Source organism: Citricoccus sp. (genome assembly GCF_035445025.1).
Taxonomy (GTDB): domain Bacteria; phylum Actinomycetota; class Actinomycetes; order Actinomycetales; family Micrococcaceae; genus Citricoccus.
Genome location: NZ_DAOMPX010000004.1, coordinates 1 through 21,714, shown reverse-complemented (window position 1 = coordinate 21,714; position 21,714 = coordinate 1). Strand labels below are relative to the sequence as shown.

At 71.8% G+C, this 21,714-nt stretch carries 14 protein-coding genes, 1 tRNA gene and 1 pseudogene; 4 read left to right on the top strand and 12 right to left on the bottom strand.

Annotation, left to right across the window (positions count from 1 at the left end):
- Positions 1-21: 21 nt before the first annotated feature.
- The gene (locus tag PLJ28_RS02510) at positions 22-708 is read left to right on the top strand and encodes an IMPACT family protein (protein ID WP_183525722.1); all 687 of its coding nucleotides are present in this window, start codon (positions 22-24) and stop codon (positions 706-708) included.
- Positions 705-1,922 carry a class I SAM-dependent methyltransferase gene (locus PLJ28_RS02505; protein ID WP_183525719.1) on the top strand — a complete coding sequence of 406 codons (1,218 nt, stop codon included), beginning with the start codon at positions 705-707 and terminating at the stop codon, positions 1,920-1,922. Before PLJ28_RS02510 ends, PLJ28_RS02505 begins: the two co-directional genes overlap by 4 nt.
- Positions 1,923-2,058: 136 nt before the next feature.
- Here PLJ28_RS02505 and rpsA read toward each other — a convergent pair whose 3' ends face one another.
- The 3 genes from rpsA to polA all read right to left on the bottom strand — a co-directional run bounded on the left by rpsA (position 2,059) and on the right by polA (position 7,834).
- Entirely contained in the window at positions 2,059-3,513 is a 1,455-nt protein-coding gene (rpsA, locus tag PLJ28_RS02500; RefSeq protein WP_183525716.1) for a 30S ribosomal protein S1, read from the bottom strand.
- Between the two features lie 195 nt (positions 3,514-3,708).
- Positions 3,709-5,004 carry a GNAT family N-acetyltransferase gene (locus PLJ28_RS02495; RefSeq protein WP_298043703.1) on the bottom strand — a complete coding sequence of 432 codons (1,296 nt, stop codon included), beginning with the start codon at positions 5,002-5,004 and terminating at the stop codon, positions 3,709-3,711.
- Positions 4,991-7,834: a DNA polymerase I gene (polA, locus tag PLJ28_RS02490; RefSeq protein WP_183525710.1), complete on the bottom strand. Its 2,844-nt coding sequence runs from the start codon at positions 7,832-7,834 to the stop codon at positions 4,991-4,993. The genes PLJ28_RS02495 and polA overlap by 14 nt, the downstream gene beginning before the upstream one ends.
- Between polA and PLJ28_RS02485 the strand changes: the two genes are divergently transcribed.
- Complete coding sequence (locus PLJ28_RS02485; RefSeq protein ID WP_183525707.1) at positions 7,827-8,357, top strand: hotdog fold thioesterase; 531 nt, start codon at positions 7,827-7,829, stop codon at positions 8,355-8,357. The two genes, polA and PLJ28_RS02485, sit on opposite strands and share 8 nt — an antisense overlap.
- 33 nt (positions 8,358-8,390) lie before the next feature.
- On the opposite strand, the gene PLJ28_RS02480 is transcribed toward PLJ28_RS02485, so the two are convergent.
- Positions 8,391-8,472 (bottom strand) — tRNA-Leu (locus PLJ28_RS02480).
- Positions 8,473-8,588: 116 nt separating this feature from the next.
- Between PLJ28_RS02480 and PLJ28_RS02475 the strand changes: the two genes are divergently transcribed.
- On the top strand, positions 8,589-9,191 hold the full coding sequence (locus PLJ28_RS02475; protein WP_183525704.1) for an ANTAR domain-containing response regulator: 603 nt from the start codon (positions 8,589-8,591) through the stop codon (positions 9,189-9,191).
- On the opposite strand, the gene PLJ28_RS02470 is transcribed toward PLJ28_RS02475, so the two are convergent.
- The 8 genes and pseudogenes from PLJ28_RS02470 to trpC all read right to left on the bottom strand — a co-directional run bounded on the left by PLJ28_RS02470 (position 9,172) and on the right by trpC (position 21,652).
- Complete coding sequence (locus PLJ28_RS02470; RefSeq protein WP_183525701.1) at positions 9,172-9,711, bottom strand: nucleoside deaminase; 540 nt, start codon at positions 9,709-9,711, stop codon at positions 9,172-9,174. The genes PLJ28_RS02475 and PLJ28_RS02470 overlap by 20 nt on opposite strands.
- A gap of 1 nt (position 9,712) precedes the next feature.
- Entirely contained in the window at positions 9,713-11,206 is a 1,494-nt protein-coding gene (pyk, locus tag PLJ28_RS02465) for a pyruvate kinase (protein ID WP_183525698.1), read from the bottom strand.
- Positions 11,207-11,354: 148 nt separating this feature from the next.
- Positions 11,355-12,818 (bottom strand): annotated as a pseudogene (locus PLJ28_RS02460) (glutamate synthase subunit beta); the annotation flags it as partial.
- Positions 12,811-17,400 (bottom strand): glutamate synthase large subunit, encoded by a 4,590-nt coding sequence (gene gltB / locus PLJ28_RS02455; RefSeq protein WP_298043753.1) that lies wholly within the window; start codon positions 17,398-17,400, stop codon positions 12,811-12,813. The gene gltB and the pseudogene PLJ28_RS02460, both read right to left, overlap by 8 nt.
- A gap of 220 nt (positions 17,401-17,620) precedes the next feature.
- Entirely contained in the window at positions 17,621-18,655 is a 1,035-nt protein-coding gene (lgt, locus tag PLJ28_RS02450; protein ID WP_298043691.1) for a prolipoprotein diacylglyceryl transferase, read from the bottom strand.
- Complete coding sequence (gene trpA, locus PLJ28_RS02445; RefSeq protein WP_324589866.1) at positions 18,652-19,473, bottom strand: tryptophan synthase subunit alpha; 822 nt, start codon at positions 19,471-19,473, stop codon at positions 18,652-18,654. Before trpA ends, lgt begins: the two co-directional genes overlap by 4 nt.
- Positions 19,473-20,783, bottom strand: coding sequence for a tryptophan synthase subunit beta (gene trpB / locus PLJ28_RS02440; RefSeq protein ID WP_298043687.1), 1,311 nt, complete (start codon positions 20,781-20,783; stop codon positions 19,473-19,475). The genes trpA and trpB overlap by 1 nt, the downstream gene beginning before the upstream one ends.
- A 44-nt stretch (positions 20,784-20,827) precedes the next feature.
- Complete coding sequence (gene trpC, locus PLJ28_RS02435) at positions 20,828-21,652, bottom strand: indole-3-glycerol phosphate synthase TrpC (protein ID WP_298043685.1); 825 nt, start codon at positions 21,650-21,652, stop codon at positions 20,828-20,830.
- Positions 21,653-21,714: the final 62 nt, after the last annotated feature.

Here is a 21,714-nt window from a genome sequence, read left to right as displayed (position 1 = left end):
CTCCCCCGTAGACTGGGGTGCATGCCCGAGGAGTCCCGCGCCACCCGGTTCACGGTGCTCCCCGGATCCGCCCGGGCCCGGCCCGTGGTCCACGAACTGGAGATCAGGCGCTCGCGCTTCATCGGGTGCCTGGCCCGGGTCGAGACCGAACAGCAGGCCCGCGAGTTCATCGCCGGGTTGCGCCGGCAGCACCACGAGGCCCGGCATGTGTGCAGCGCCTTCATCCTCGGCCCCGACCGGGACGTGATGCGGTCCTCCGACGACGGTGAGCCGGCCGGGACCGCGGGCATCCCCATGCTGGAGGCCCTGTCCCTGAGGGACACCGGAGGCGCACGCGACCTCTCGGACGTCTGCGCGGTCGTCGTGCGCTACTTCGGCGGGGTGAAGCTGGGTGCCGGCGGACTGGTCCGCGCCTACTCGGACGCCGTGTCCGCCGTCCTGGACACCGCCCCCCTGCTCGCGCGGCAGCGGATGGTGCTCGCCGGGGTCGAGGCCCCGCACGCGGAGGCCGGCCGCTGGGAGAACGAGTTGCGCGCGGCGGGGTTCGCGGTGCAGGACACCGACTACGGGGCCTCCTCCGCCACGGTGACGGTGGCCCTGCCCGACGACGGCCGCTCGACAGAGGCGTTCGCCGCCCGCCTGGCGTCCATCACGGCCGGGGCCGGGACGTTCCGCACGCTCGGCAGCGAGTGGGTGGACCTGCCGTGAACGCCACCGTCCCGTTCGGCCAGACTCCCCCGGTCGACCGCTCGGCCCTGACGGAGGGCTTCGCGTTCGTTGCGCTGTCCCGCTGGCCCTACCCCGAGGCGCCCGGACTGCAGGCCCACGACGCCGCGGACCTGCTGCTGCTGGACACCCTGCAGTCCTGGCTGGACACCGGGCACGCCGGTGCGGGGAGCGGGGCGCGGGACGCCGTCGTGGTGCTGGAGGACCGGCACGGTGCACTCACGCTCCCCCTGCTGGCGGCCGGTCACGACGTCCGGGTGGGGCAGGACGCCCTGGCCCACGAGCGGTCCCTGGAGGCCAACCTCGGCCGGTGGGCCACGCCGCTGCCGGGGACCCTGCACCGCGGAGCGGTGGACCCCGCCCTGGTGGCCGGGGCGCGCACCGTCCTGCTGGTCCTGCCCCGCTCGCTCGACGCCCTGGAGCAGTGGGCGCACCTCGTGGCCGAGCACGCCGCCCAGGACGTCCTCCTGCTGGCCGCGGGCCGGGACAAGCACATGACCCCGCGGCAGAACACCGTGCTGAACCGCTACTTTGACTCCGTGGTCCCCGGGCGCGGCCGCTCCAAGTCCCGCGTCCTCACCGCGCGCGGCCCGGCCCGCGGACGGCCCGCCCCCTTCCCCCGCACGGCGGTGCACACCCTGCCCGACGTCGGCACCGTCACCCTCGCGGCCCACGGTTCCACCTTCGGGGGCACCGCCGTGGACCCGGGAACGCGGTTCCTGCTCGAGAACATCGGGGGGATCGGAGACGTGGGGCGGGCCGTAGACGTCGGCTGCGGCAACGGCACGATCGCGGTCCACCTCGCGTTGCGGGCCCGCAGCGGGGGCCGGGAGGCCACGGTGGTCGCCACCGACCAGTCCGCCGACGCCTGCGCCTCCACGGTCCTGTCGGCCGGGCTCAACGGCGTCGCGGCCCAGGTGGAGGTCCGCCGGGACGATGCCCTGGCCTCCTTCCCGGACGCCAGCGAGGACCTGCTGGTGCTCAACCCCCCGTTCCACGCCGGCAACACGGTGGACACCCGGGTGGCGTTGCGGCTGTTCGACGCCGGCGCGCGCGTGCTGCGCCCCGGCGGCGAGCTGTGGTGCGTGTGGAACTCGCACCTGATGTACCGGCCCGAACTGGAGCGACGGGTGGGCCCCACCCGGCAGGTGGCCCGTGACCGCACGTTCACGGTCACGGTCAGCACCCGGCACTGAGCCCGGCGTGTCCGAGCCCGGGGCGGACCGCGTCGCGGGTCAGGTGCCTGCCGCACTCCGGACGCAGGAAGGCCCCGCACCGTGGTGGTGCGGGGCCTTCCTGTCATGCTGTCCGGATGGTCAGCGGCTCAGCCGATCAGTTGCCGGTGAGCTTCTCGCGCAGGGCGGCGAGGGCCTCGTCGGAGGCCAGGGTGCCCTGGTCCGCCTCGCCGCGGTCCTCGGAGGAGTAGGAGGCGGCGCCGGACTCGGCGGCAGCCGCACCCTCGACGTCCTCGTTGAGGTGGCGGGCCACCTGCTCCTTGTGGGCCTCCCAGCGGGCCTGGGCGTCGGCGTACTGCTGCTCCCACGCGGCGCGCTGGGTCTCGAAGCCCTCGAGCCACTCGTTGGACTCCGGGTCGAAGCCCTCGGGGTACTTGTAGTTGCCCTCGTCGTCGTACTCGGCAGCCATGCCGTAGAGCGCCGGGTCGAACTCGGTGCCCTCCGGGTCCACGCCCTCATTGGCCTGCTTGAGGGACAGCGAGATGCGGCGGCGCTCCAGGTCGATGTCGATGACCTTGACGAACAGCTCGTCGTTGACGGACACGACCTGCTCGGCGGTGTCGATGTGGCGCGAGGCCAGCTCGGAGATGTGCACCAGGCCCTCGATGCCGTCCTCGACGCGCACGAACGCACCGAACGGAACCAGCTTGGTGACCTTGCCCGGCACGACCTGGCCCAGGGCGTGGGTGCGGGCGAACAGCTGCCACGGGTCTTCCTGGGTGGCCTTCAGCGACAGGGAGACGCGCTCGCGGTCCATGTCCACCTCGAGCACCTCGACGGTGACCTCCTGGCCCACCTCGACGACCTCGGACGGGTGGTCGATGTGCTTCCAGGACAGCTCGGAGACGTGCACCAGGCCGTCCACGCCGCCCAGGTCCACGAAGGCACCGAAGTTGACGATGGAGGAGACGGTGCCGGTGCGGACCTGGCCCTTCTCCAGCTTGTGCAGGAAGTTCGAGCGGACCTCGGACTGGGTCTGCTCGAGCCAGGCGCGGCGGGACAGGACCACGTTGTTGCGGTTCTTGTCCAGCTCGATGATCTTGGCTTCCAGCTCCTGGCCGATGTACGGGGCCAGGTCGCGGACGCGGCGCATCTCGACGAGGGAGGCGGGCAGGAAGCCGCGCAGGCCGATGTCGACGATGAGGCCGCCCTTGACGACCTCGATGACGGTGCCGGTGACGACGCCGTCCTCTTCCTTGATCTTCTCGATGGAGCCCCAGGCACGCTCGTACTGAGCGCGCTTCTTGGACAGGATCAGGCGGCCTTCCTTGTCCTCCTTGGTGAGGACCAGGGCCTCCACGTTATCGCCCACGGCGACGACCTCATCCGGGTCCACGTCATGCTTGATGGAGAGTTCCCGGGACGGGATGACGCCTTCAGTCTTGTAGCCGATGTCGAGGAGCACTTCGTCGCGGTCGACCTTGACGACGGTGCCTTCGACCAGGTCGCCGTCATTGAAGTACTTGATCGTCTCATCAATGGCGGCGAGGAAGTCCTCAGCAGTGCCAATGTCATTGATGGCGACCTGCGGGGCGGTGGAGGTAATGGTCATGTAGTAGGGGCTCCGATGTGGATTGTTCACTCGGCCGGGCCAGGCGGACACACGTGACGACCGCGACACCCGGATAGTGGGTTGATTTGGATTATTGGGTATGCACAGAAAGTGCTCGGCCAGTCTAGCCGCCGTCCCAAGTCGCGGTCAAAGCGGGGCGTGCTCCCGGGGGCGGCCCTCCGGGACCACCGTCCGTCAGAACCCGGTCATGCAGTGGACGGGCCGGTCCTGCGCCAGCATCCCGGCCAGGGCGGCGGCGGCCCCGATCCGGTGCTCGGTGATCCTCCCGGCCTGGCGGAGCACCTCGGCGGACACCCCGCCCAGGTAGGCCCCGGACAGGTCCGCGACGTCCAGCTCCAGGTCCGGGTCCGCGCCCAGCGGCACGACGTCGGCCTCGCCGCCGGCCACGGTCAGGCGCCAGTCGCCCGCGGTGTGCCCGAGGCGGTCGTGCACCCGCAGGGTCAGCTCACCGTCGCGGGCCCAGGACCGGCCGCGCAGGGCCGCCGGGAGGTCCAGCAAGCGCAGCCACAGGTGGTCCTCTCTACCGGTGGTGCGCACCCGGCGGTGGTCCGCGAACAGGTGCTCCAGCAGGCCGTCGTCCGGCGCGCCGCGCCAGCTGACCCGCTCGATGAGGTCCAGGTTCGCCAGGAAGGACCACAGGGCCCGGGTGCTCTCCGCCGTGGTGGCGGACAGCAGCGAGACCCGGATGGTGGCCGGGTCCGAGTCCCAGCCGGCGAACCGGTAGGTGACGTACCCGCGGGGCGCCCCGCCGTCGTCGTAGTGGACCGCGGCGAACAGCCCCTGGTCCTTCCCGTGACGGCCCGACTCGATGGTGTCCGTCTCGTGGCCGCCGTAGGAGGCCATCCGCTGCACGGAACCGGGCGTCTGCAGGTAGGCCTGCCCGAACAGCCGCGGGCCCAGCCCGGCCAGGTCCCCCGGCTCCACCAGCTCGACGCGGCCGGTCACCGGTCCCGCCAGGGCGGCGTCCCCCCGGACGTCCACCTCGACGGAGCGCTGGGCGGTGGCCGCGCCGAAGCCGAAGCGGCGGTAGATGGTGGCCTCGGAGGCGGTCAGCGCCGCCAGCGGCAGGCCCCGCTCGGCGGCGATCGCCAGTTCCGACTCCATCAGGGCGCGCAGGATCCCGCGGCGGCGATGGCTCGGGGAGACGGTGACCTCGGAGATCAGGCGGGCGTCGACCTCCCGGCGCCGGCCGGTGTGCAGGCGCTTGTCGAAACCGGAGAAGGTGCCGACCGGGCGGTCGGCGGCCGGGTCGGCACCGGCCGCGTAGACGCCGGTGTAGGTGCGCCCGTCCGCGTGGGCGTAGCCGAGCAGCTGGTCCAGTGCGGTGCCCGTCGGCTCCGGCTCGTAGAAGCCGCGCTCGACGGTCCGCAGGAACAGGGCCGCGGCGGGGTCCTCCGCGGCCGGGCGGCCGGTGACCTCGAAGCGATGCAGCCGGAGTCCCTCGGGCAGGACGGGATCAGTGCGCGGCATCGTGCCAGCTCCGCCCGACGCCGACGTGCACGTCCAGCGGGACGGACAGTTCCGCGGCCGCTCCCATCCGCTCCTGGAGCAGGGTGGTGGCCGCGTCGAGTTCCTCGTCCGGGACCTCGAGGACCAGTTCGTCGTGGACCTGCAGCAGCAGCCGGGAGCGCAGTCCCTGCTCCACCAGTCCGGACTGGACGTCCAGCATGGCCTGCTTGATGATGTCCGCCGCCGAGCCCTGGATGGGGGCGTTGAGCGCGGCGCGCTCGGCCATGTCCCGCAACTGGCGGTTGTCGCTGTTCAGGTCCGGCAGGTAGCGGCGCCGGCCCAGGATGGTCGCGGTGAAACCGTCCTGGCGGGCCTTGGCCACGACCTCCTTGAGGTAGTCGCGCACCGCGCCGAAGCGGTCGAAGTAGCCCTTCATGAGGGACCGTGCCTCGTCGACGGGGATCTGGAGCTGCTTGGAGAGGCCGAAGGAGCTCAGCCCGTAGGCCAGGCCGTAGCTCATGGCCTTGACCTTGGCGCGCATCTCCGAGGAGACGTCCTGGGGCTCCACGCCGAACACCTGGGCGCCGACGAAGCGGTGCAGGTCCTCACCCTCCCGGAACGCCTGGATCAGGGCCTCGTCCTCGGACAGGTGCGCCATGATGCGCATCTCGATCTGGGAGTAGTCGGCCGTGAGCAGGGTGCCGTAGCCCTCCCCCACGACGAACACCTCGCGGATCTTCCGGCCCGCCTCGGTCCGGACCGGGATGTTCTGCAGGTTCGGGTGCAGGCTGGACAGCCGCCCGGTGGCGGCGGCGGTCTGCGAGTAGGTGGTGTGGATGCGCCCGTCCCCGGCCACCGTGTCCAGCAGTCCCTCCACGGTCTGGCGCAGCTTGGTGGCGTCCCGGTGGAGCATGAGGTTCTCGAGGAAGGGGTGCTGGGTCTGGGCCAGCAGGTCGGTGAGCGAGTCCACGTCCGTGGAGTACCCGGTCTTGGTCTTGCGCGTGCGCGGCATGTCGAGCTTCTCGAACAGCAGCGCCTGCAGCTGCTTGGGCGAGCCGAGGTTGACCTTCTCCCCGCCGGTGGCCTCCGCCACGGAGGCCCACGCCGATTCCTGGGCGGACTGCATCCGCGTGGTGAACTCCTCGAAGAGCCCGTCCAGCACGGGCCGGTCCACGGCGATGCCGGCCAGCTCCATGTCCACGAGCACCAGGGCCAGCGGGATCTCGAGGTCCCGCAGCAGCTGCTGGGCCCCGCGCTCGAGCAGCTGGGGCACGAACACCTCGGACAACCGGCGCACCATCCAGGCTGCGCGGACGGTGGCGGCGGCCCGGGCCTGGAGCAGCGCAGCCCCGGCGTCGGCCCCCTCGGCCTCGGCCGCCCCGAGGTCCAGTTCCAGCTGGTCCCCGGCCTGGGTCGGGTCGTCCTCCATCTCGAGGGTGGACTGCAGGTACGCCTGGACGAGGGCGTCCAGGCCGTAGCCCCGGCGGTCCGGGGAGATCAGGTAGGCCGAGAGCAGCACGTCGTCCACGACGCCGGCCAGCGCCACGGCGCGCCCCAGTGCGGTCCGGGCACCCGAGGCCTTGAGGGCCTTGCCGGCCGCCTTCAGGTCGTACACCGCCTTCTGCGCACCGGACTGGGACAGATAGTCGGCCAGCACCGGGCCGGCGCCGGCGTCGGGCGTGTCCAGGGGGACGTAGACGGCGGCGCCCTCCGCCACGAGCGCCGCCCCGAGCGGGACCCCGTAGTCCCCGGGGGCCGGGATCTTGCGCTTGGGCAGGATGGCGGGCCCGTCCAGGACCACGTGCACGCCCACCAGGTTGGCCCCGTGTGCGGTGATGAACGCCTCCAGCTCCTCGGCGGTGGTGGCGACCGCGAAGTCCGGGGTCTGCTCGACCGGGGCGGCCTCGGGCTCGCCGCCCAGCCGTTCGGCGAGGGTGTCGAACAGGCGCTGGCGCACGGCGTTGAACTGCAGGGCGTCGAAGAGGTCCTCGATCTGCTCGTGGTCCGGGTGCTCGAGCTCGGTGGCCTCCAGCGCCACGGGCAGGTCCATGTCCGTCACCAGCGCGTTGAGCCTGCGGTTGCGGCGGACGGACTCGGCGTGGTCCCGCAGGGACTGGCCCGCCTTGCCCTTGATCTCCTCGGCGTGCTCCAGGACCTGTTCGACCGTGCCGTACAGCCCGATCCACTTCGCGGCGGTCTTCGGGCCCACGCCCGGCACGCCCGGCAGGTTGTCGGCGCTCTCCCCCACCAGGGCCGCCAGGTCCGGGTAGCGCTGCGGGGGCACGCCGTACTTCGCCTCGATCGCGGCGGCGTCCATCGGCGGGATGTCCGAGACGCCCTTCTTCGGGTACAGCACCAGGGTCCGGTCGGTGATGAGCTGGAACGCGTCCCGGTCGCCCGAGACCACCCGGGTCTGCCAGCCGGCCGCCTCGGCCTGGGCCGCCATCGTCGCCACGATGTCGTCCGCCTCGAAGCCGTCCACCGTGATGGTGGGGATGTTCATGGCCTCCATGACCTTCTGGATCAGCTCGACCTGCCCGTGGAACTCCTCCGGGGTCTTGGACCGGCCCGCCTTGTACTCCTCATACTGCTCGGAGCGGAAGGTGGGGGTGTCCAGGTCGAAGGCGACCGCGACGTGCGTGGGCTTCTGCTGGCGGATCATGGTCAGCAGCATGGTGGTGAAGCCGTAGACGGCGTTGGTGTGCTGACCGGTGTCCGTGACGAAGTTGTCCACCGGCAGGGCGTAGAAGGCCCGGAAGGCCATCGAGTGGCCGTCGATGACCAGCAGTCGCTGGGCGGTGTCAGGTGCGGAATTGCTCGAATCAGTCACGGGTGCCAGCCTAATGCTCATGGACTCAGCCCAGACACGCGCCCCCGCCGCGGCCCCCTACGCCTTCGTCCCCGGGGTCACGCCGGACCCCTCGCCCGAGGAGCTGCGGCGGCTCATGCTGGACTCGGGGATCCCGGAGGAGATCCACGGCAGGCTGGGCCGGCTGGGGATCAGTCCGCTGACCGCCAAGATGGGCATCGTGTTCCAGGAGATGACCGTGGAGCGCATGGTCGCCACCATGCCGGTGGCCGGCAACGAGCAGAACGCCGGGCTGCTGCACGGCGGGGCCCACCTGGTGCTGGCCGAGACCCTGGGGTCCATCGCCGCGGTCCTGCACGCCGGCAAGCCGGTGGTCGGGATCGAGATCGGGGCCACGCATCACCGGGGGATCCAGCGGGGCACCGTGACGGGGACCTGCACACCGATCCACCTGGGCGGGACGCTGACCACGCACGAGATCGTCATGACCGACGAGCAGGGACGGCGGCTGTCCAGCGCGAGGATCACCAATATGATCCTCGACCCGGAGCGCCGGAAGGACTAACGGCCGCGGGCGGTCGCACCGCCCCGCCGCCAGTGCCCCAAGTGGGACTCGAACCCACACATCTCTCGATACCGCATTTTGAGTGCGGCGCGTCTGCCAGTTCCGCCATTGGGGCCCGCCGGGATCCGGCGAGGCAACTCCACAAGGATACACGCGCGACCGCCGGGACCCGGCCTCGGGATACGCTGAACCGTGAGTCCCGTGAACCGTCCCCACCTGCGAGGAGCCACCATGCCGACCGAGAGCACCGCCCCGAGCACCGATGAGCCGTTGCGCGTCGTCGTCGCCGAGGACGAGACGCTGATCCGCCTCGACATCGTGGAGATCCTCTCGTCCCAGGGCTATGCGGTGGTCGGCGAGGCGGACAACGGCCAGCGGGCGGTGGAGCTGGCCACGGAGCTGCAGCCGGACGTGGTGCTGATGGACGTGAAGATGCCCATCATGGACGGCATCACCGCCGCCGAGCAGATCGCCCGGGACCGGGTGGCGCCCGTGGTGCTGCTGACCGCCTTCAGCCAGCGAGAGCTGGTGGAACGGGCCCGCCAGGCCGGGGCGATGGCCTACGTGGTCAAGCCCTTCAGCGAGAACGACCTGGTGCCGGCGATCGAGTTGGCGGTGGCCCGGTTCGAGGAGCTGCGCGCCCTGGAGGCCGAGGTCTCCGACCTCACCGAGCAGTTCGCCACCCGCAAGCTGGTGGACCGGGCGAAGTCCGTGCTGACGACCACCCTGGACCTGTCCGAGCCCGAGGCCTTCCGGTGGATCCAGAAGACCTCCATGGACCGTCGCCTGACGATGCGGGAGGTGGCCCAGACGGTCATCGACCAGATGGGCTGACTCCGCCGGCGGGGTCCGCTGAGCCCGCACCCTCCTCGAAGCGGTGATAGCGGTGATAGCGGTGATGCAGCCTCCGGACCTGCTCCGCGAGCTCCTCGTCCGGGCCGTCGACCGGCACCCCGGGGGCGACCTGCCGGATGGACAGCGCCGCGACCGGTCCGGGCGGGACTCCCAGCCCGCGGAACCACCGGCCCAGCTGGGCACTCGAACTGGCGTAGACGATCCGTCCCAGTCCCACCCAGGCATGCGCGGCGGAGCACATGGCGCAGTGCTCACCGGAGGTGTAGACCACGGACGTGGACCGCTGGTCCGGGCTCAGGTGCCCGGCGGCCCACCGGGCGATCGCGAACTCCGGGTGACGCGTGGCGTCCCCGCCGCCCACCCGGTTGTGGTCCTCGAGGAGCACGGCGCCGTCCGCGGAGACCAGCACGGAGCCGAAGGGCTCGTTCCCGCTCCCCAGGGCCGCCTCGGCCAGTTCCACGCATCGCCGCAGGTGGCCGCGGTCCGTGTCCGTGATCATCTCAGAGCGGGGACCGCGCCGGCCACACGCCCACCCGTTCCCGCGCCGGACGCTGGTAGCCCTGCAGCAGTCCGCCGGAGTCCGCGAGGTCGCCGATCCGGTGCACCTTGACCGTGTTCGTGGAACCCGCCTGGCCGGGAGGCGAACCGGCCGCGATGACCACGAGGTCGTTGACCCCGGCGATGCCCTCCTTGAGCAGCGAACGGTCCACCTGGGCCGTCATCTCGTCGGTGGAGTCGGCGAACGGCACCATCTTCGGCAACACCCCCCAGGACAGGCACAGGATGTTGTGGGTGTGCTCCACGTGGGTGAACGCGTAGACCATCTGGTGCGGCCGCAACCGGGACAACCGCCGGGCCGAGTCGCCGGACTGCGTGAAGGTGGCCAGGTAGCGCACGTCGAGCTGGTTGGCGATGTCCACGGCGGCCCGGGTGATGGCCCCGCCGCGGGTCTTCGGCCGCGACCCCAGCGGCAGGATCCGGTCCAGGCCGTGGGTCTCGGTGGACTCGATGATCCGGGCCATCGTCTCCACGGTGACCACCGGGTACTTGCCCACCGAGGTCTCGCCCGAGAGCATCACGGCGTCGGCGCCGTCGAGCACCGCGTTGGCGCAGTCCGAGGCCTCGGCGCGGGTCGGCCGGGGGTTGTCGATCATCGACTCGAGCACCTGCGTGGCCACGATGACCGGCTTGGCCCAGCGCCGGGCCAGCTCGATGGCCCGCTTCTGCACCACCGGGACGTCCTCGAGCGGCAGTTCCACGCCCAGGTCGCCGCGGGCCACCATGATCGCGTCGAACGCGTCCACGATCCCGTGCAGGGCCTCCACCGCCTGCGGCTTCTCGATCTTGGCGATGACCGGGACCTTCCGGCCCTGCTCCGCCATGATCTCGTGCACGCGTTGCACGTCCTGGGCCGAGCGGACGAAGGACAGCGCCACCATGTCCACGCCGAGGTCCAGCGCCCAGCGCAGGTCCTCCTCGTCCTTCTCCGACAGTGCCGGGACGTTGACCGCCACGCCCGGCAGGTTGATGCCCTTGTTGTTGGACACGGTGCCCGCCACGGTGACCTCGGTGACCACGTCCGTGTCCGTGACCTCCACGGCCCGCAGCGCGACCTTGCCGTCGTCGATCAGCAGGGTGTCCCCGGTGCGGACGTCCTGCGGCAGCCCCTTGAAGGTGGTGCCGCACCGCTCGGCGGTGCCCTCCACCTCCTGGGTGGTGATCGTGAACCGGTCCCCCACGGCCAGCGCGTGCGGCCCGTCGGCGAACCGGCCCAGCCGGATCTTCGGGCCCTGCAGGTCGGCGAAGACCGCCACCGGGCGGTCCAGGTCCGTGGCGGCCCGGCGGATGTCCGCGTAGGTCCGCTCGTGCACCTCGTACGTGCCGTGGCTCATGTTCATCCGCGCGACGTCCACGCCCGCGGCGATCAGCGCCCTGGTGTTCTCGTATCCCTCCGTGGCCGGACCGAACGTGGCAACGATCTTCGCGTGTCTCATGGTTCCACCCTAACGAGCGGAAGGTCCCTTCCGGGACTGACGCGGGACGACGTGCGGGTGAACGACCGGATCATCCGCGCACCCGGGCCTCGGCCGCCTCGGAGGCGTACTCACGCCGCCGCGGCCGCAGGGCACCGTCGTCGGCGCGCACCGCGATCGGCCGGTCCGTGGGCTCCACCGGGGAGGGCAAGCGGGTCCAGCTCTCCAGCGACTCGTCCACGGCCCGGGCACAGGCCCGGCCCTCGGCGATCGCCCACACCACCAGCGAGGCCCCGCGCCCTGCGTCGCCGGCCACGAACACCCCCGGGGTGTCCGTCTCGTACCGCCGGTCCCGGCGGACCAGGCCGCCCTCGAGCACGACGCCGGCGCCGTCCGGTCCCTGGGTCAGCCCGGTGTCCTCCACCCCCGTGAACCCGAGGGCCAGCAGCACGAGGTCGGCCGGGATCTCCCGTTCGGTGCCCGGCCGGGGCACCCGCCGCCCGTCCGGCAGGTACTCGGTCTCCGCCACCCGCAGGGCGCGGACGTGGCCGTTGCCGTCGTCGAGGAACTCCACGGTCGAGGCCAGGTACTCGCGGGTGCCGCCCTCGGCGTCGGCGCTGGTCACCTCGAAGACCTTCGGCATGGTGGGCCAGGGCTGGTCCTCCGGCCGCTCGGTGGGCAGTTCCCGGCCGATCGCCAGCGTGGTGACGGAGGCCGCGCCATGGCGGTGCGCGGTGCCGATGCAGTCCGCGCCGGTGTCCCCGCCGCCGAGCACGATCACGTGCTTGCCGTCGGCCCGGATCTGGTCCGGGACCTGCTGGCCGGCCACCACCCGGTTGGACTGCACGAGGTAGTCCATGGCGGGGTGGATCCCGGCCAGGTGCCGGCCGGTGACGGGCAGGTCGCGCGGCACGGGCGCACCGGTGGCGATGATGACGGCGTCGTAGCGCTCACGCAGTTCGGACCACGTGATGTCCTCGCCGATGGACACGGAGGTGCGGAACCGGGTGCCCTCGGCGACCATCTGCTCGATGCGCCGGTCCAGGATGTCCTTCTCCATCTTGAAGTCCGGGATGCCGTAGCGCAGCAGTCCGCCGACCTTCTCGTCCCGCTCGAAGACGGCCACCGTGAACCCGGCCCGCGTGAGCTGCTGGGCCGCGGCCAGCCCCGCCGGGCCGGAGCCGACGACGGCCACCGTGTGCCCGTTGAGCCGCTGCGGGATGACCGGATCGAGCCAGTCGTTGTCGAAGGCGGCGTCCGCGATCGACACCTCGGTCTGCTTGATGGTCACCGCCGGCTGGTTGATGCCCAGCACGCAGGAGGACTCGCAGGGCGCCGGGCAGATGCGCCCGGTGACCTCGGGGAAGTTGTTGGTGGCGTGCAGCCGTGCCGCCGCCTCCTCCATCCGGCCCTGGCGGACCAGGTCGTTCCACTCGGGGATGAGGTTGCCCAGCGGGCAGCCCTGGTGGCAGAACGGCACGCCGCAGTCCATGCAGCGCCCGGCCTGCTGGCGCACCACGGCCGGGTCCTGCCGGGCGTAGACGTCCTTGAAGTCCATGATGCGCACGGGCACCGGACGGGACGGACGGTCCCGGCGTTCGCGGTTGGTCAGGAATCCACGGGGATCAGCCATTGGTTGCCTCCAGAATCCGACCCCAGGCGTCGACGCCGTCCGGGTCCAGTCCTTCATCGATGACGGCCGCGCGGGCCTTGAGCACGGCGTCGTAGGTGGCCGGCAGCACGGTGGTGAACCGGGGCAGGGCCTCGTCCAGCGTGGCCAGCAGGTGGGCCGCCACCGGCGACCCGGTCTCGGCGTGGTGCCGGGCCAGCAGTTCGGCGATCGCCTCCCGGTCCTCGGGCCGGGGTTCCAGCAGCAGCAGGTCCCCGTTCGCCATCGCCAGCGGGTTCATCACGGTGCGGTCCAGGTCCAGGACCCAGGCCACACCGCCGGACATGCCGGCCCCGAAGTTGCGCCCGGTGCGGCCCAGGATCAGGGCCCGGCCACCGGTCATGTACTCGCAGCCGTGGTCCCCGATGCCCTCCACGACGGCGCTGGCCCCCGAGTTGCGCACCAGGAACCGCTCGCCCACGCGACCGCGAAGGTACAGCTCGCCGGACGTGGCCCCGTAGCCGATGACGTTGCCCGCCACGACGTTGTCCTCGGCGGCGAACCCGGCCCGCTCGTCCGGGCGCACGACGATCCGTCCGCCGGACAGGCCCTTGCCCACGTAGTCGTTGGCGTCGCCCTCGAGCCGCAGGGTGATGCCCGCGGGCACGAACGCCCCGAGGGACTGTCCGGCCTCGCCCGTGAGCCGCACGGTGATGGTGTCGTCCGCCAGCTCGTCCAGCAGCCGGGCCCGGGTCACGTGGTAGCCCAGCATGGTCCCGGCGGCACGGTCGGTGTTGACGATCGCCTTGGACACCTCGAGCGGCTGCCCGGTGGCGATCGCCGGCTCGGCGGCGGTGATGAGGTCGTTGTCGAAGTGCCGGTCCAGCTCGTGGTTCTGCCCCGTGTGGCTGAGCAGCTGCCGCGCCTTCTCGGGGTCGGCCGGATCGTAGCCGGACAGGATGCCGGACAGGTCCAGCCCACCGGTCTTCCAGTGGTCCAGGGACTCGTCCCGGTCGAGGACCTCGATGTGGCCGATCGCCTCCTCGAGGGACCGGAAGCCCAGCTCGGCGAGGTACTCCCGCACCTCCTCGGCGATGTACTCGAAGAAGGTGACCACGAACTCCGGGGTCCCGGTGAAGCGGGAGCGCAGCTCGGGGTTCTGGGTGGCCACGCCCACGGGGCAGGTGTCCAGGTGGCACACCCGCATCATGATGCAGCCGGAGACCACGAGCGGCGCGGTGGCGAAGCCGTACTCCTCGGCGCCCAGCAGGGCGGCGATCACGACGTCCCGGCCGGTCTTCAGCTGCCCGTCGACCTGGACCACCACGCGGTCGCGCAGCCCGTTGAGCATCAGCGTCTGCTGGGCCTCGGCCAGGCCCAGCTCCCAGGGGGCGCCGGCGTGCTTGAGCGAGTTCAGCGGCGAGGCGCCGGTGCCGCCGTCGTGGCCGGAGATGAGCACGACGTCGGCCTTGGCCTTGGTCACGCCGGCCGCCACGGTGCCCACCCCGGACTCGGAGACGAGCTTGACGTGCACGCGGGCGGCCGGGTTGGCGCGCTTGAGGTCGTGGATCAGCTCGGCGAGGTCCTCGATCGAGTAGATGTCGTGGTGCGGCGGCGGGGACACCAGGGACACCCCGGGCGTGGAGTGCCGCGTGGACGCCACCCAGGGGTAGACCTTGGTGCCCATCAGCTGGCCGCCCTCGCCGGGCTTGGCGCCCTGGGCCATCTTGATCTGCAGGTCGTCCGCGGTGGCCAGGTACAGGCTGGTCACGCCGAAGCGGCCGGAGGCGATCTGCTTGATCGCCGATCGGCGCTCCGGGTCGAGCAGCCGCTCGGGGTCCTCTCCGCCCTCACCGGTGTTGGACTTGCCGCCCAGCCGGTTCATGGCGATGGCCAGCGTCTCGTGCGCCTCCCGGGAGATGGAGCCGTAGCTCATCGCCCCGGTGGAGAAGCGCCTCACGATCGAGGAGACCGGCTCCACCTCGTCCAGCGGGACCGGCTCGCGCACCCCCGTCTTCAGGCGCAGCAGTCCGCGCAGGGTCATCAGGTCCTGGGACTGCTCGTCCACCCGGCGGGTGTAGTCCTTGAAGACGTCGTACTGGCGGGTCCGGGTGGAGTGCTGCAGCCGGAACACCGTCTCCGGGTTGAACAGGTGCGGCGGCCCGTCCCGGCGCCACTGGTACTCCCCGCCCGTCTCCAGCTCGCGGTACGGGTCGATGTCGTTGCCGTCCGGCGGGTACGCCGCCCAGTGCCGCTGCTGGTTCTCCGCGGCGATGACCTCCAGCCCCACCCCGCCCATGGGGGTGTGGGTGCCGGCGAAGTACCGGTCCACGAGGGACCGGGACAGGCCGATGGCCTCGAAGGTCTGGGCGCCGCAGTAGGAGGCGACCGTGGAGATGCCCATCTTGGACATGATCTTCTGCACGCCCTTGCCCAGGGCCTTGATCAGGTTGGCCACGGCCTGCTCCGCGGTGACGCCGGTGATGGCGCCGGTGCGCACGAGCGCCTCGGCGGACTCCATGGCCAGGTACGGGTTGACGGCCGAGGCGCCGTAGCCGATCAGCACCGCCACGTGGTGGACCTCGCGGACGTCCCCGGCCTCCACGAGCAGCGAGGCCCGCGTCCGGTTGGCGGAGGACAGCAGGTGGTGGTGCACGGCCGAGAGCAGCAGCAGCGAGGGGATCGGCGCCCACTGGGCGTTGGAGTCGCGGTCGGAGAGCACGATGAACTGCACCCCGCGGTTCACCGCGGTGGAGACCTGCTCGCAGATCTCGGTGAGCCGGGCGCGCAGGCCGGCCGCGCCGGCGTCGACCCGGTACAGGCCGCGCACCTTCAGGGCGACCTTGGCGCCGCGGCGCGAGGGTCCGCCCTCGGAGGGCTGCTCGCGCAGGTTGGCGATCTTGGCCAGCTGGTCGTTGTCGATCACGGGGAACTCGAGGTTGACGTGCCGGGTGCGCACCTGCTCCGTGGACAGCAGGTTGCCGTCCGGGCCGATCGAGGTGCGCATCGAGGTGACCAGTTCCTCGCGGATCGCGTCCAGCGGCGGGTTGGTGACCTGCGCGAAGGACTGCGTGAAGTAGTCGAACAGCAGCCGCGGCCGCTTCGAGAGCACAGCGATCGGGGTGTCCGTGCCCATGGCGCCGAGGGGCTCTGCACCCGTGGCGGCCATGGGCCCGATGAGCACGCGCAGCTCCTCGGTGGTGTAGCCGAAGGTCCGCTGGCGGTGGGCCACGGACTGGGCCGAGTAGCGCACGTGCTCGCGCTCGGGCAGGTCCGCGAGGTCCACCAGGTTCTCGGCCACCCAGCGGCGCCACGGGTTGGCGGCGGCGACCTCGGCCTTGACCTCGTCGTCCTCGATGATCCGGCCGGCCACGGCGTCCACGAGGAACATCCGGCCCGGGGCCACGCGGCCCTTTCGGACGACGCGCGCGGGGGCCAGGGGCAGCACGCCGACCTCGGAGGCCAGCACCACCAGACCGTCGTCGGTGACCCAGTAGCGGGCCGGGCGCAGGCCGTTGCGGTCCAGCACGGCGCCGACCTGGCGACCGTCCGTGAAGGCGACGGCGGCGGGCCCGTCCCACGGCTCCATGAGCATGGAGTGGTACTGGTAGAACGCGCGCCGGTCCGGGTCCATGGAGCCGTGGTTCTCCCAGGCCTCCGGGATCATCATCATGACCGCGTGGCTCAGCGGCCGCCCGCCCAGCATCAGCAGCTCGGCCACCTCGTCGAAGGACTGGGAGTCCGAGGCCCCCGGCGTGCAGATGGGGTAGAGCTTCTCCGGGTCCTCGCCGAGCACGGGAGAGTCCAGCAGGGACTGCCGGGCGCGCATCCAGTTGCGGTTGCCCTTGACGGTGTTGATCTCGCCGTTGTGGGCGATGGTGCGGAACGGCTGGGCCAGCGGCCAGGACGGGAAGGTGTTGGTGGAGAACCGGGAGTGCACGATCCCCAGCGAGGTCTTGAACCGGGGATCGGACAGGTCCGGGTAGAACGGCTGCAGCTGCCCCGTGGACAGCATGCCCTTGTAGACGATGGTCTGCGGGGACAGCGACGGGAAGTACACGCCGAAGCGGTTCTGGGCCCGCTTGCGCAACCGCCAGGCGCGCACGTCCAGGGAGTCCTCGGCGGTGATGAACAGCTGCTCGAAACGCGGCATCACCGATCGCGCGGAGGCACCGATGACGGTCTCGTCGACCGGGACCGGGCGCCAGCCCAGCACGGTCAGCCCCTCGTCGGCGGCCAGTCGCTCGATCCCCGCCACGGCCTCGTCGTACTCGGCCTGGGGCTGGGGCAGGAAGGCGGTGCCGACGGCGTAGTCCCCGGCGGCGGGCAGCTCGAAGCCCACGACGGCGCGCAGGAACTCGTCCGGCACCTGCATCAGCAGGCCGGCGCCGTCGCCGGTGCCGTCGTCGCCGCCGACGCCGCCGCGGTGCTCCAGGTTGCGCAGGGCCACCAGGGCGTGCTCGACGATGTCGTGGCCGGGCGTGCCGCGCAGGGTCGCGATCACGGCCAGGCCGCAGTTCTCGGTCTCCGTGTCCGGACGGTACAGGCCCTGCTCGGGCGGGATGGCGGAGAAGCGGTTGAACGGGTTCTTCGGGTCCCGTGCCATGGCCTCGGCGGCGCTGTCGTCGGGCAGCGCCGCGTCATCGTCTCGGGGGGCGTTCTCCGCAGCTGGGCGTGACGTCATGGAGGTCCTTCCGGTGTGCCGAGCGAACTCGGGCGGTGGAAGGGGACGTCGTTGGCCCCGGTGACGGCTCAGGCACGCTGGAGATCATCCGCGTCACCCGTGGCCGGTGCAGTGGAGTAAATACTAGCGACCGGTGGGGGGCTCACGCGTCGTTTCGACGCGAAAAACCCTCATTCTGTGTTTCGTCCGCGTTAACTTTGTGACCATCAGGCGTCGGTTCCGTTTCCGGCGTGGTCCCGGCCGGGGCGGGGGCGGCGGCGTCCGGGCCCTCCTCCACGGCGGACGGCTCGCGGCCCGGCCTCCAGACGGAGTCGGCGGCGGCCCGCGCCTCGGCGGTCCTGGGCCGGGTGGCCCAGAGCCCGATGAGGAAGCCCACGGCGATCAGGAACAGCAATAGGGAGGTCCACACGTTGAGCCGCTGGGTGACGCCGAAGAGGGTGATCATCTCGGCATCGTCGATGCGCATCATCTCGATCCAGGTGCGCCCGGCCGTGTACCAGGCCACGTAGGCCCAGACCATCATCCCGCGGCGCAGGCGCAGTCGCCGGTCGATGAGCAGCAGGAGCCCGACGCCGGCCAGGTTCCACAGCATCTCGTAGAGGAACGTGGGGTGGAACAGCGTGCCCTCCAGGGTCCCGGCGGGCCAGTTGGGGCTCTCGGGGCTGACCTGCAGGCCCCACGGCAGGGTGGTGGGTCCACCGAAGAGTTCCTGGTTGAAGTAGTTGCCCAGCCGGCCGATGCCCTGGGCCAGCAGCACGCCGGGGGCCACGACGTCGGCATAGGCGGAGAGCTTGAACCCGTACCGCCGGCAGGCGATCAGGGCGCCGACCGCACCCAGGGCCACGGCGCCCCAGATCCCCAGGCCGCCCTCCCAGACCCGCCAGATCCTCGTCAGGTCCCCGGTGCCGTCGAACCCCGGGCCGAAGTAGGCGTCCGGCGAGGAGAACACGTGGTAGAGCCGGGCGCCGACGAGCCCGAACAGGATCGCCCAGATGGAGACGTCGATGATGCCGCCCTCGGGGCCGCCGCGGGCCTTCCAGCGGGCGGTACCGAGCCACAGGCCGGCGATGATCCCGGCGATGATGCACAGCGCGTAGGCGTGGACCGTCACCGGTCCGAGGTGGAATCCGTCCCAGCCGGGGGCGGGGATGGCTCCGGTGACCAGCACCGCGTTCACGCGTCGGCCCCGTCCCTCACCGCTCCGGACGCCAGCTCGGCGGTCAGCGTCCCGACGGCGGCCGGGCCGCCGTCGCGCAGGGCGCTCACCAGGGCGGTGCCCACGATCGCGCCGTCGGCGTACCGCCCGATCTCGCGGATGTGCTCGGGCCGGGAGATCCCCAGCCCGACCGCCACGCGCGGGGCACCGGCCGCATGGGCACGGGCCACCACCTGCTCGGCGGCCGAGGAGACCTCGGTGCGGGCGCCGGTGACGCCCATGACGGAGACGCCGTAGACGAAGCCGCGGCTGGACCCGACGACGAGCTTGATCCGCTCGTCGGTGGAGCTGGGGGCGGTGAGGAAGACCCGGTCCAGCCCGTACCGGTCCGAGGCCTCGAACCAGTCGCCGGCCTCCTCGGGGACGAGGTCCGGGGTGATGATGCCCGCTCCCCCGGCCTCGGACAGCCGGTGGGCGAAGGTGTCCACGCCCATCCGGTCCACGATGTTCCAGTAGGTCATCACGAGCACGACCGCGTCGGTCCGTGCCGAGACGGCCTTGACGATGTCGAACACGGAGTCGATCCGGAAGCCGTCGGCCAGGACCTGGCTGGTGGCCGCCTGGATGACCGGGCCGTCCATGACCGGGTCCGAGTAGGGGATGCCGATCTCGATGACGTCCGCCCCGTTGTTGCCCAGGGCCACGGCCGCCTCGATGGAGTCCTCGACGGTGGGGTACCCGGCGGGCAGGTAGCCGATCAGGGCGGTGCGCCCGGCCGCGCGGGCGGCCTCGATCGCCTCGGCGGTGCGCGAGTGCACGGTGTTGACGGTCTCGGACATCAGCTCTGGGCTCCTTCCGGCCGGGCCGCCACGGCCTCGGCGTCCCCGCCGGCGGGGGTCTCGGCGTCCGGCAGCATCCCGAAGTACTTCGCGGCGGTGGCCACGTCCTTGTCGCCGCGTCCGGAGAGGTTCACGACGATGATCTTCTGCTCGTCCTCGGGCGTGTCCGGGCCGATGAGACCCTCGTCCGCCCAGCGGCGGGCCAGTCGCAGGGCGCCGGCCAGGGCGTGGGAGGACTCGATCGCCGGCACGATCCCCTCGGTCCGGCACAGCCGCTGGAAGGCGTCCATGCACTCGGTGTCGGTGACCGGCTCGTACGTGGCCCGGCCGGTGTCGTGCAGCCAGGCGTGCTCGGGACCGACGGCCGGGTAGTCGAGGCCGGCGGAGATGGAGTGCGAGTCGACGGTCTGTCCGTCCTCGTCCTGCATGAGGTAGGTGCGCGCTCCGTGCAGCACGCCCGTGCGGCCCAGGTTGATGGAGGCGGCGTGGCGGCCGGTGTCCATGCCCTCCCCGCCGGCCTCCAGGCCGTAGAGCTCGACGCCCGGGTCGTCCAGGAAACCGTGGAAGATGCCCATGGCATTGGATCCGCCGCCCACGCAGGCGCACACGGCGTCCGGCAGGCGTCCGGTCTGGGCCAGGACCTGCTCGCGGGCCTCCTCGCCGATGACGGAGTGGAAGTAGCGGACCATGGCGGGGAACGGCGCCGGTCCGGTGACCGTGCCCAGCAGGTAGTGGGTGGTGTCCACGGAGGCGACCCAGTCCCGCAACGCGTCGTTGATGGCGTCCTTGAGGGTGCGGGCACCGGTCGTGACAGCCACGACCTCGGCACCGAGCATCTCCATGCGGGCCACGTTGAGGGCCTGGCGCTGGGTGTCCACCTCGCCCATGTAGACGGTGCACTCCATGCCGAACAGGGCGGCCGCCGTGGCGGTGGCCACGCCGTGCTGACCGGCCCCGGTCTCGGCGATGAGGCGGGTCTTGCCCATCCGCTGCGCCAACAGTGCCTGGCCGATGACGTTGTTGATCTTGTGCGAACCGGTGTGGTTGAGGTCCTCGCGCTTGAGGAAGACCCGCACGCCCGGGGTGTCGGCGGCGAACCGGGGCACCTCGGTGAGCAGGGACGGCCGGTTCACGTAATTCGTGAACAGGTCCTGCAGTCGCGCGATGAACTCCGGGTCCTCACGGGCCTCGGTGAAGGTGCGCTCGACCTCCTCGAGGGCGGCGATCAGGGATTCGGGCATCCAGCGGCCGCCGTACGGGCCGAAGTACGGCCCGGGCTGGTTCTGGTAGCTGCCGGTGTGCTCAATCATGTCTCGGTCCAGTCTGTTCAGTGCCTGTGCTGTGGTGCCGGATGTCAGCGGGCCCGGGCCGTCACCGAGGCCGCGCGGAAGTCCCGGATCGCCTGGGACGGGTCGCCGTGCTTCACCAGGGCCTCGCCGACCAGGACGGCGTCGGCACCGTCCTGCGCGTAGCCGGCGACCTGCTCGGGTCCCTCCACCCCGGACTCCGCCACCCGGACCACGCCCTCGGGAAGGTGCGGGGCGAGGTTGCGGTAGTTGTGCGGGTCGACGTCGAGGGTCTTGAGGTTGCGCACGTTCACGCCCACGATGCGCGCGTCCACGGCGACGGCCCGCTCGATCTCCTCGGGGGTGTGCGCCTCCACGAGGGCGTTCATGCCGAGATCGTGGGTGAGCTGCAGCAGTCCGGCCAGTTCTGCGTCGTCCAGGGCCGCGACGATCAGCAGCACCAGGTCGGCACCGTGGGCGCGGGCCTCGTAGACCATGTACTCGTCGACGGTGAAGTCCTTGCGCAGCACCGGGATGCCCACGGCGGCGCGCACGGCGTCGAGGTCGGCCAGCGACCCGCCGAAGCGGTGCTGTTCGGTGAGCACGGAGATCGCGGCGGCGCCCCCGGCCTCGTACTGCCGCGCCAGGTCGGCCGGCGAGGAGATCTCGGCCAGCGCGCCCTTCGACGGGCTGGACCGCTTGACCTCGGAGATGATCCGGATGCCGCCGGCATCCTCGCGGCCACCGGCGAGGGCGGCGTGGGCGTCCCGTGCCGGGCGGGTCCGCACGGCCTCCTCGGCCCGCTCCCGCATGGCGGCCAGGGGGACCTCGCGGCGCCGGGCCTCGAGGTCCTGGCGGACCCCGACGATGATCTCGTCGAGAACCGTCGCCATCAGTGGCGCGCGGCCTTGGCGTGGCCCTTGGTGCCCATGCCGGCCTTGCCCATGACGAAGCC

Coding starts and splice junctions, on each gene's coding strand:
- PLJ28_RS02510 (WP_183525722.1), top strand. CDS start 22: ATGCCCGAGGAGTCCCGCGCCACCCGGTTCACGGTGCTCCCCGGATCC.
- PLJ28_RS02485 (WP_183525707.1), top strand. CDS start 7,827: ATGCTCATGGACTCAGCCCAGACACGCGCCCCCGCCGCGGCCCCCTAC.
- trpC (WP_298043685.1), bottom strand. CDS start 21,652: ATGGCGACGGTTCTCGACGAGATCATCGTCGGGGTCCGCCAGGACCTC.
- trpB (WP_298043687.1), bottom strand. CDS start 20,783: ATGATTGAGCACACCGGCAGCTACCAGAACCAGCCCGGGCCGTACTTC.
- rpsA (WP_183525716.1), bottom strand. CDS start 3,513: ATGACCATTACCTCCACCGCCCCGCAGGTCGCCATCAATGACATTGGC.
- pyk (WP_183525698.1), bottom strand. CDS start 11,206: ATGAGACACGCGAAGATCGTTGCCACGTTCGGTCCGGCCACGGAGGGA.
- trpA (WP_324589866.1), bottom strand. CDS start 19,473: ATGTCCGAGACCGTCAACACCGTGCACTCGCGCACCGCCGAGGCGATC.
- PLJ28_RS02495 (WP_298043703.1), bottom strand. CDS start 5,004: ATGCCGCGCACTGATCCCGTCCTGCCCGAGGGACTCCGGCTGCATCGC.
- polA (WP_183525710.1), bottom strand. CDS start 7,834: ATGAGCATTAGGCTGGCACCCGTGACTGATTCGAGCAATTCCGCACCT.
- gltB (WP_298043753.1), bottom strand. CDS start 17,400: ATGGCACGGGACCCGAAGAACCCGTTCAACCGCTTCTCCGCCATCCCG.
- PLJ28_RS02475 (WP_183525704.1), top strand. CDS start 8,589: ATGCCGACCGAGAGCACCGCCCCGAGCACCGATGAGCCGTTGCGCGTC.
- PLJ28_RS02470 (WP_183525701.1), bottom strand. CDS start 9,711: ATGATCACGGACACGGACCGCGGCCACCTGCGGCGATGCGTGGAACTG.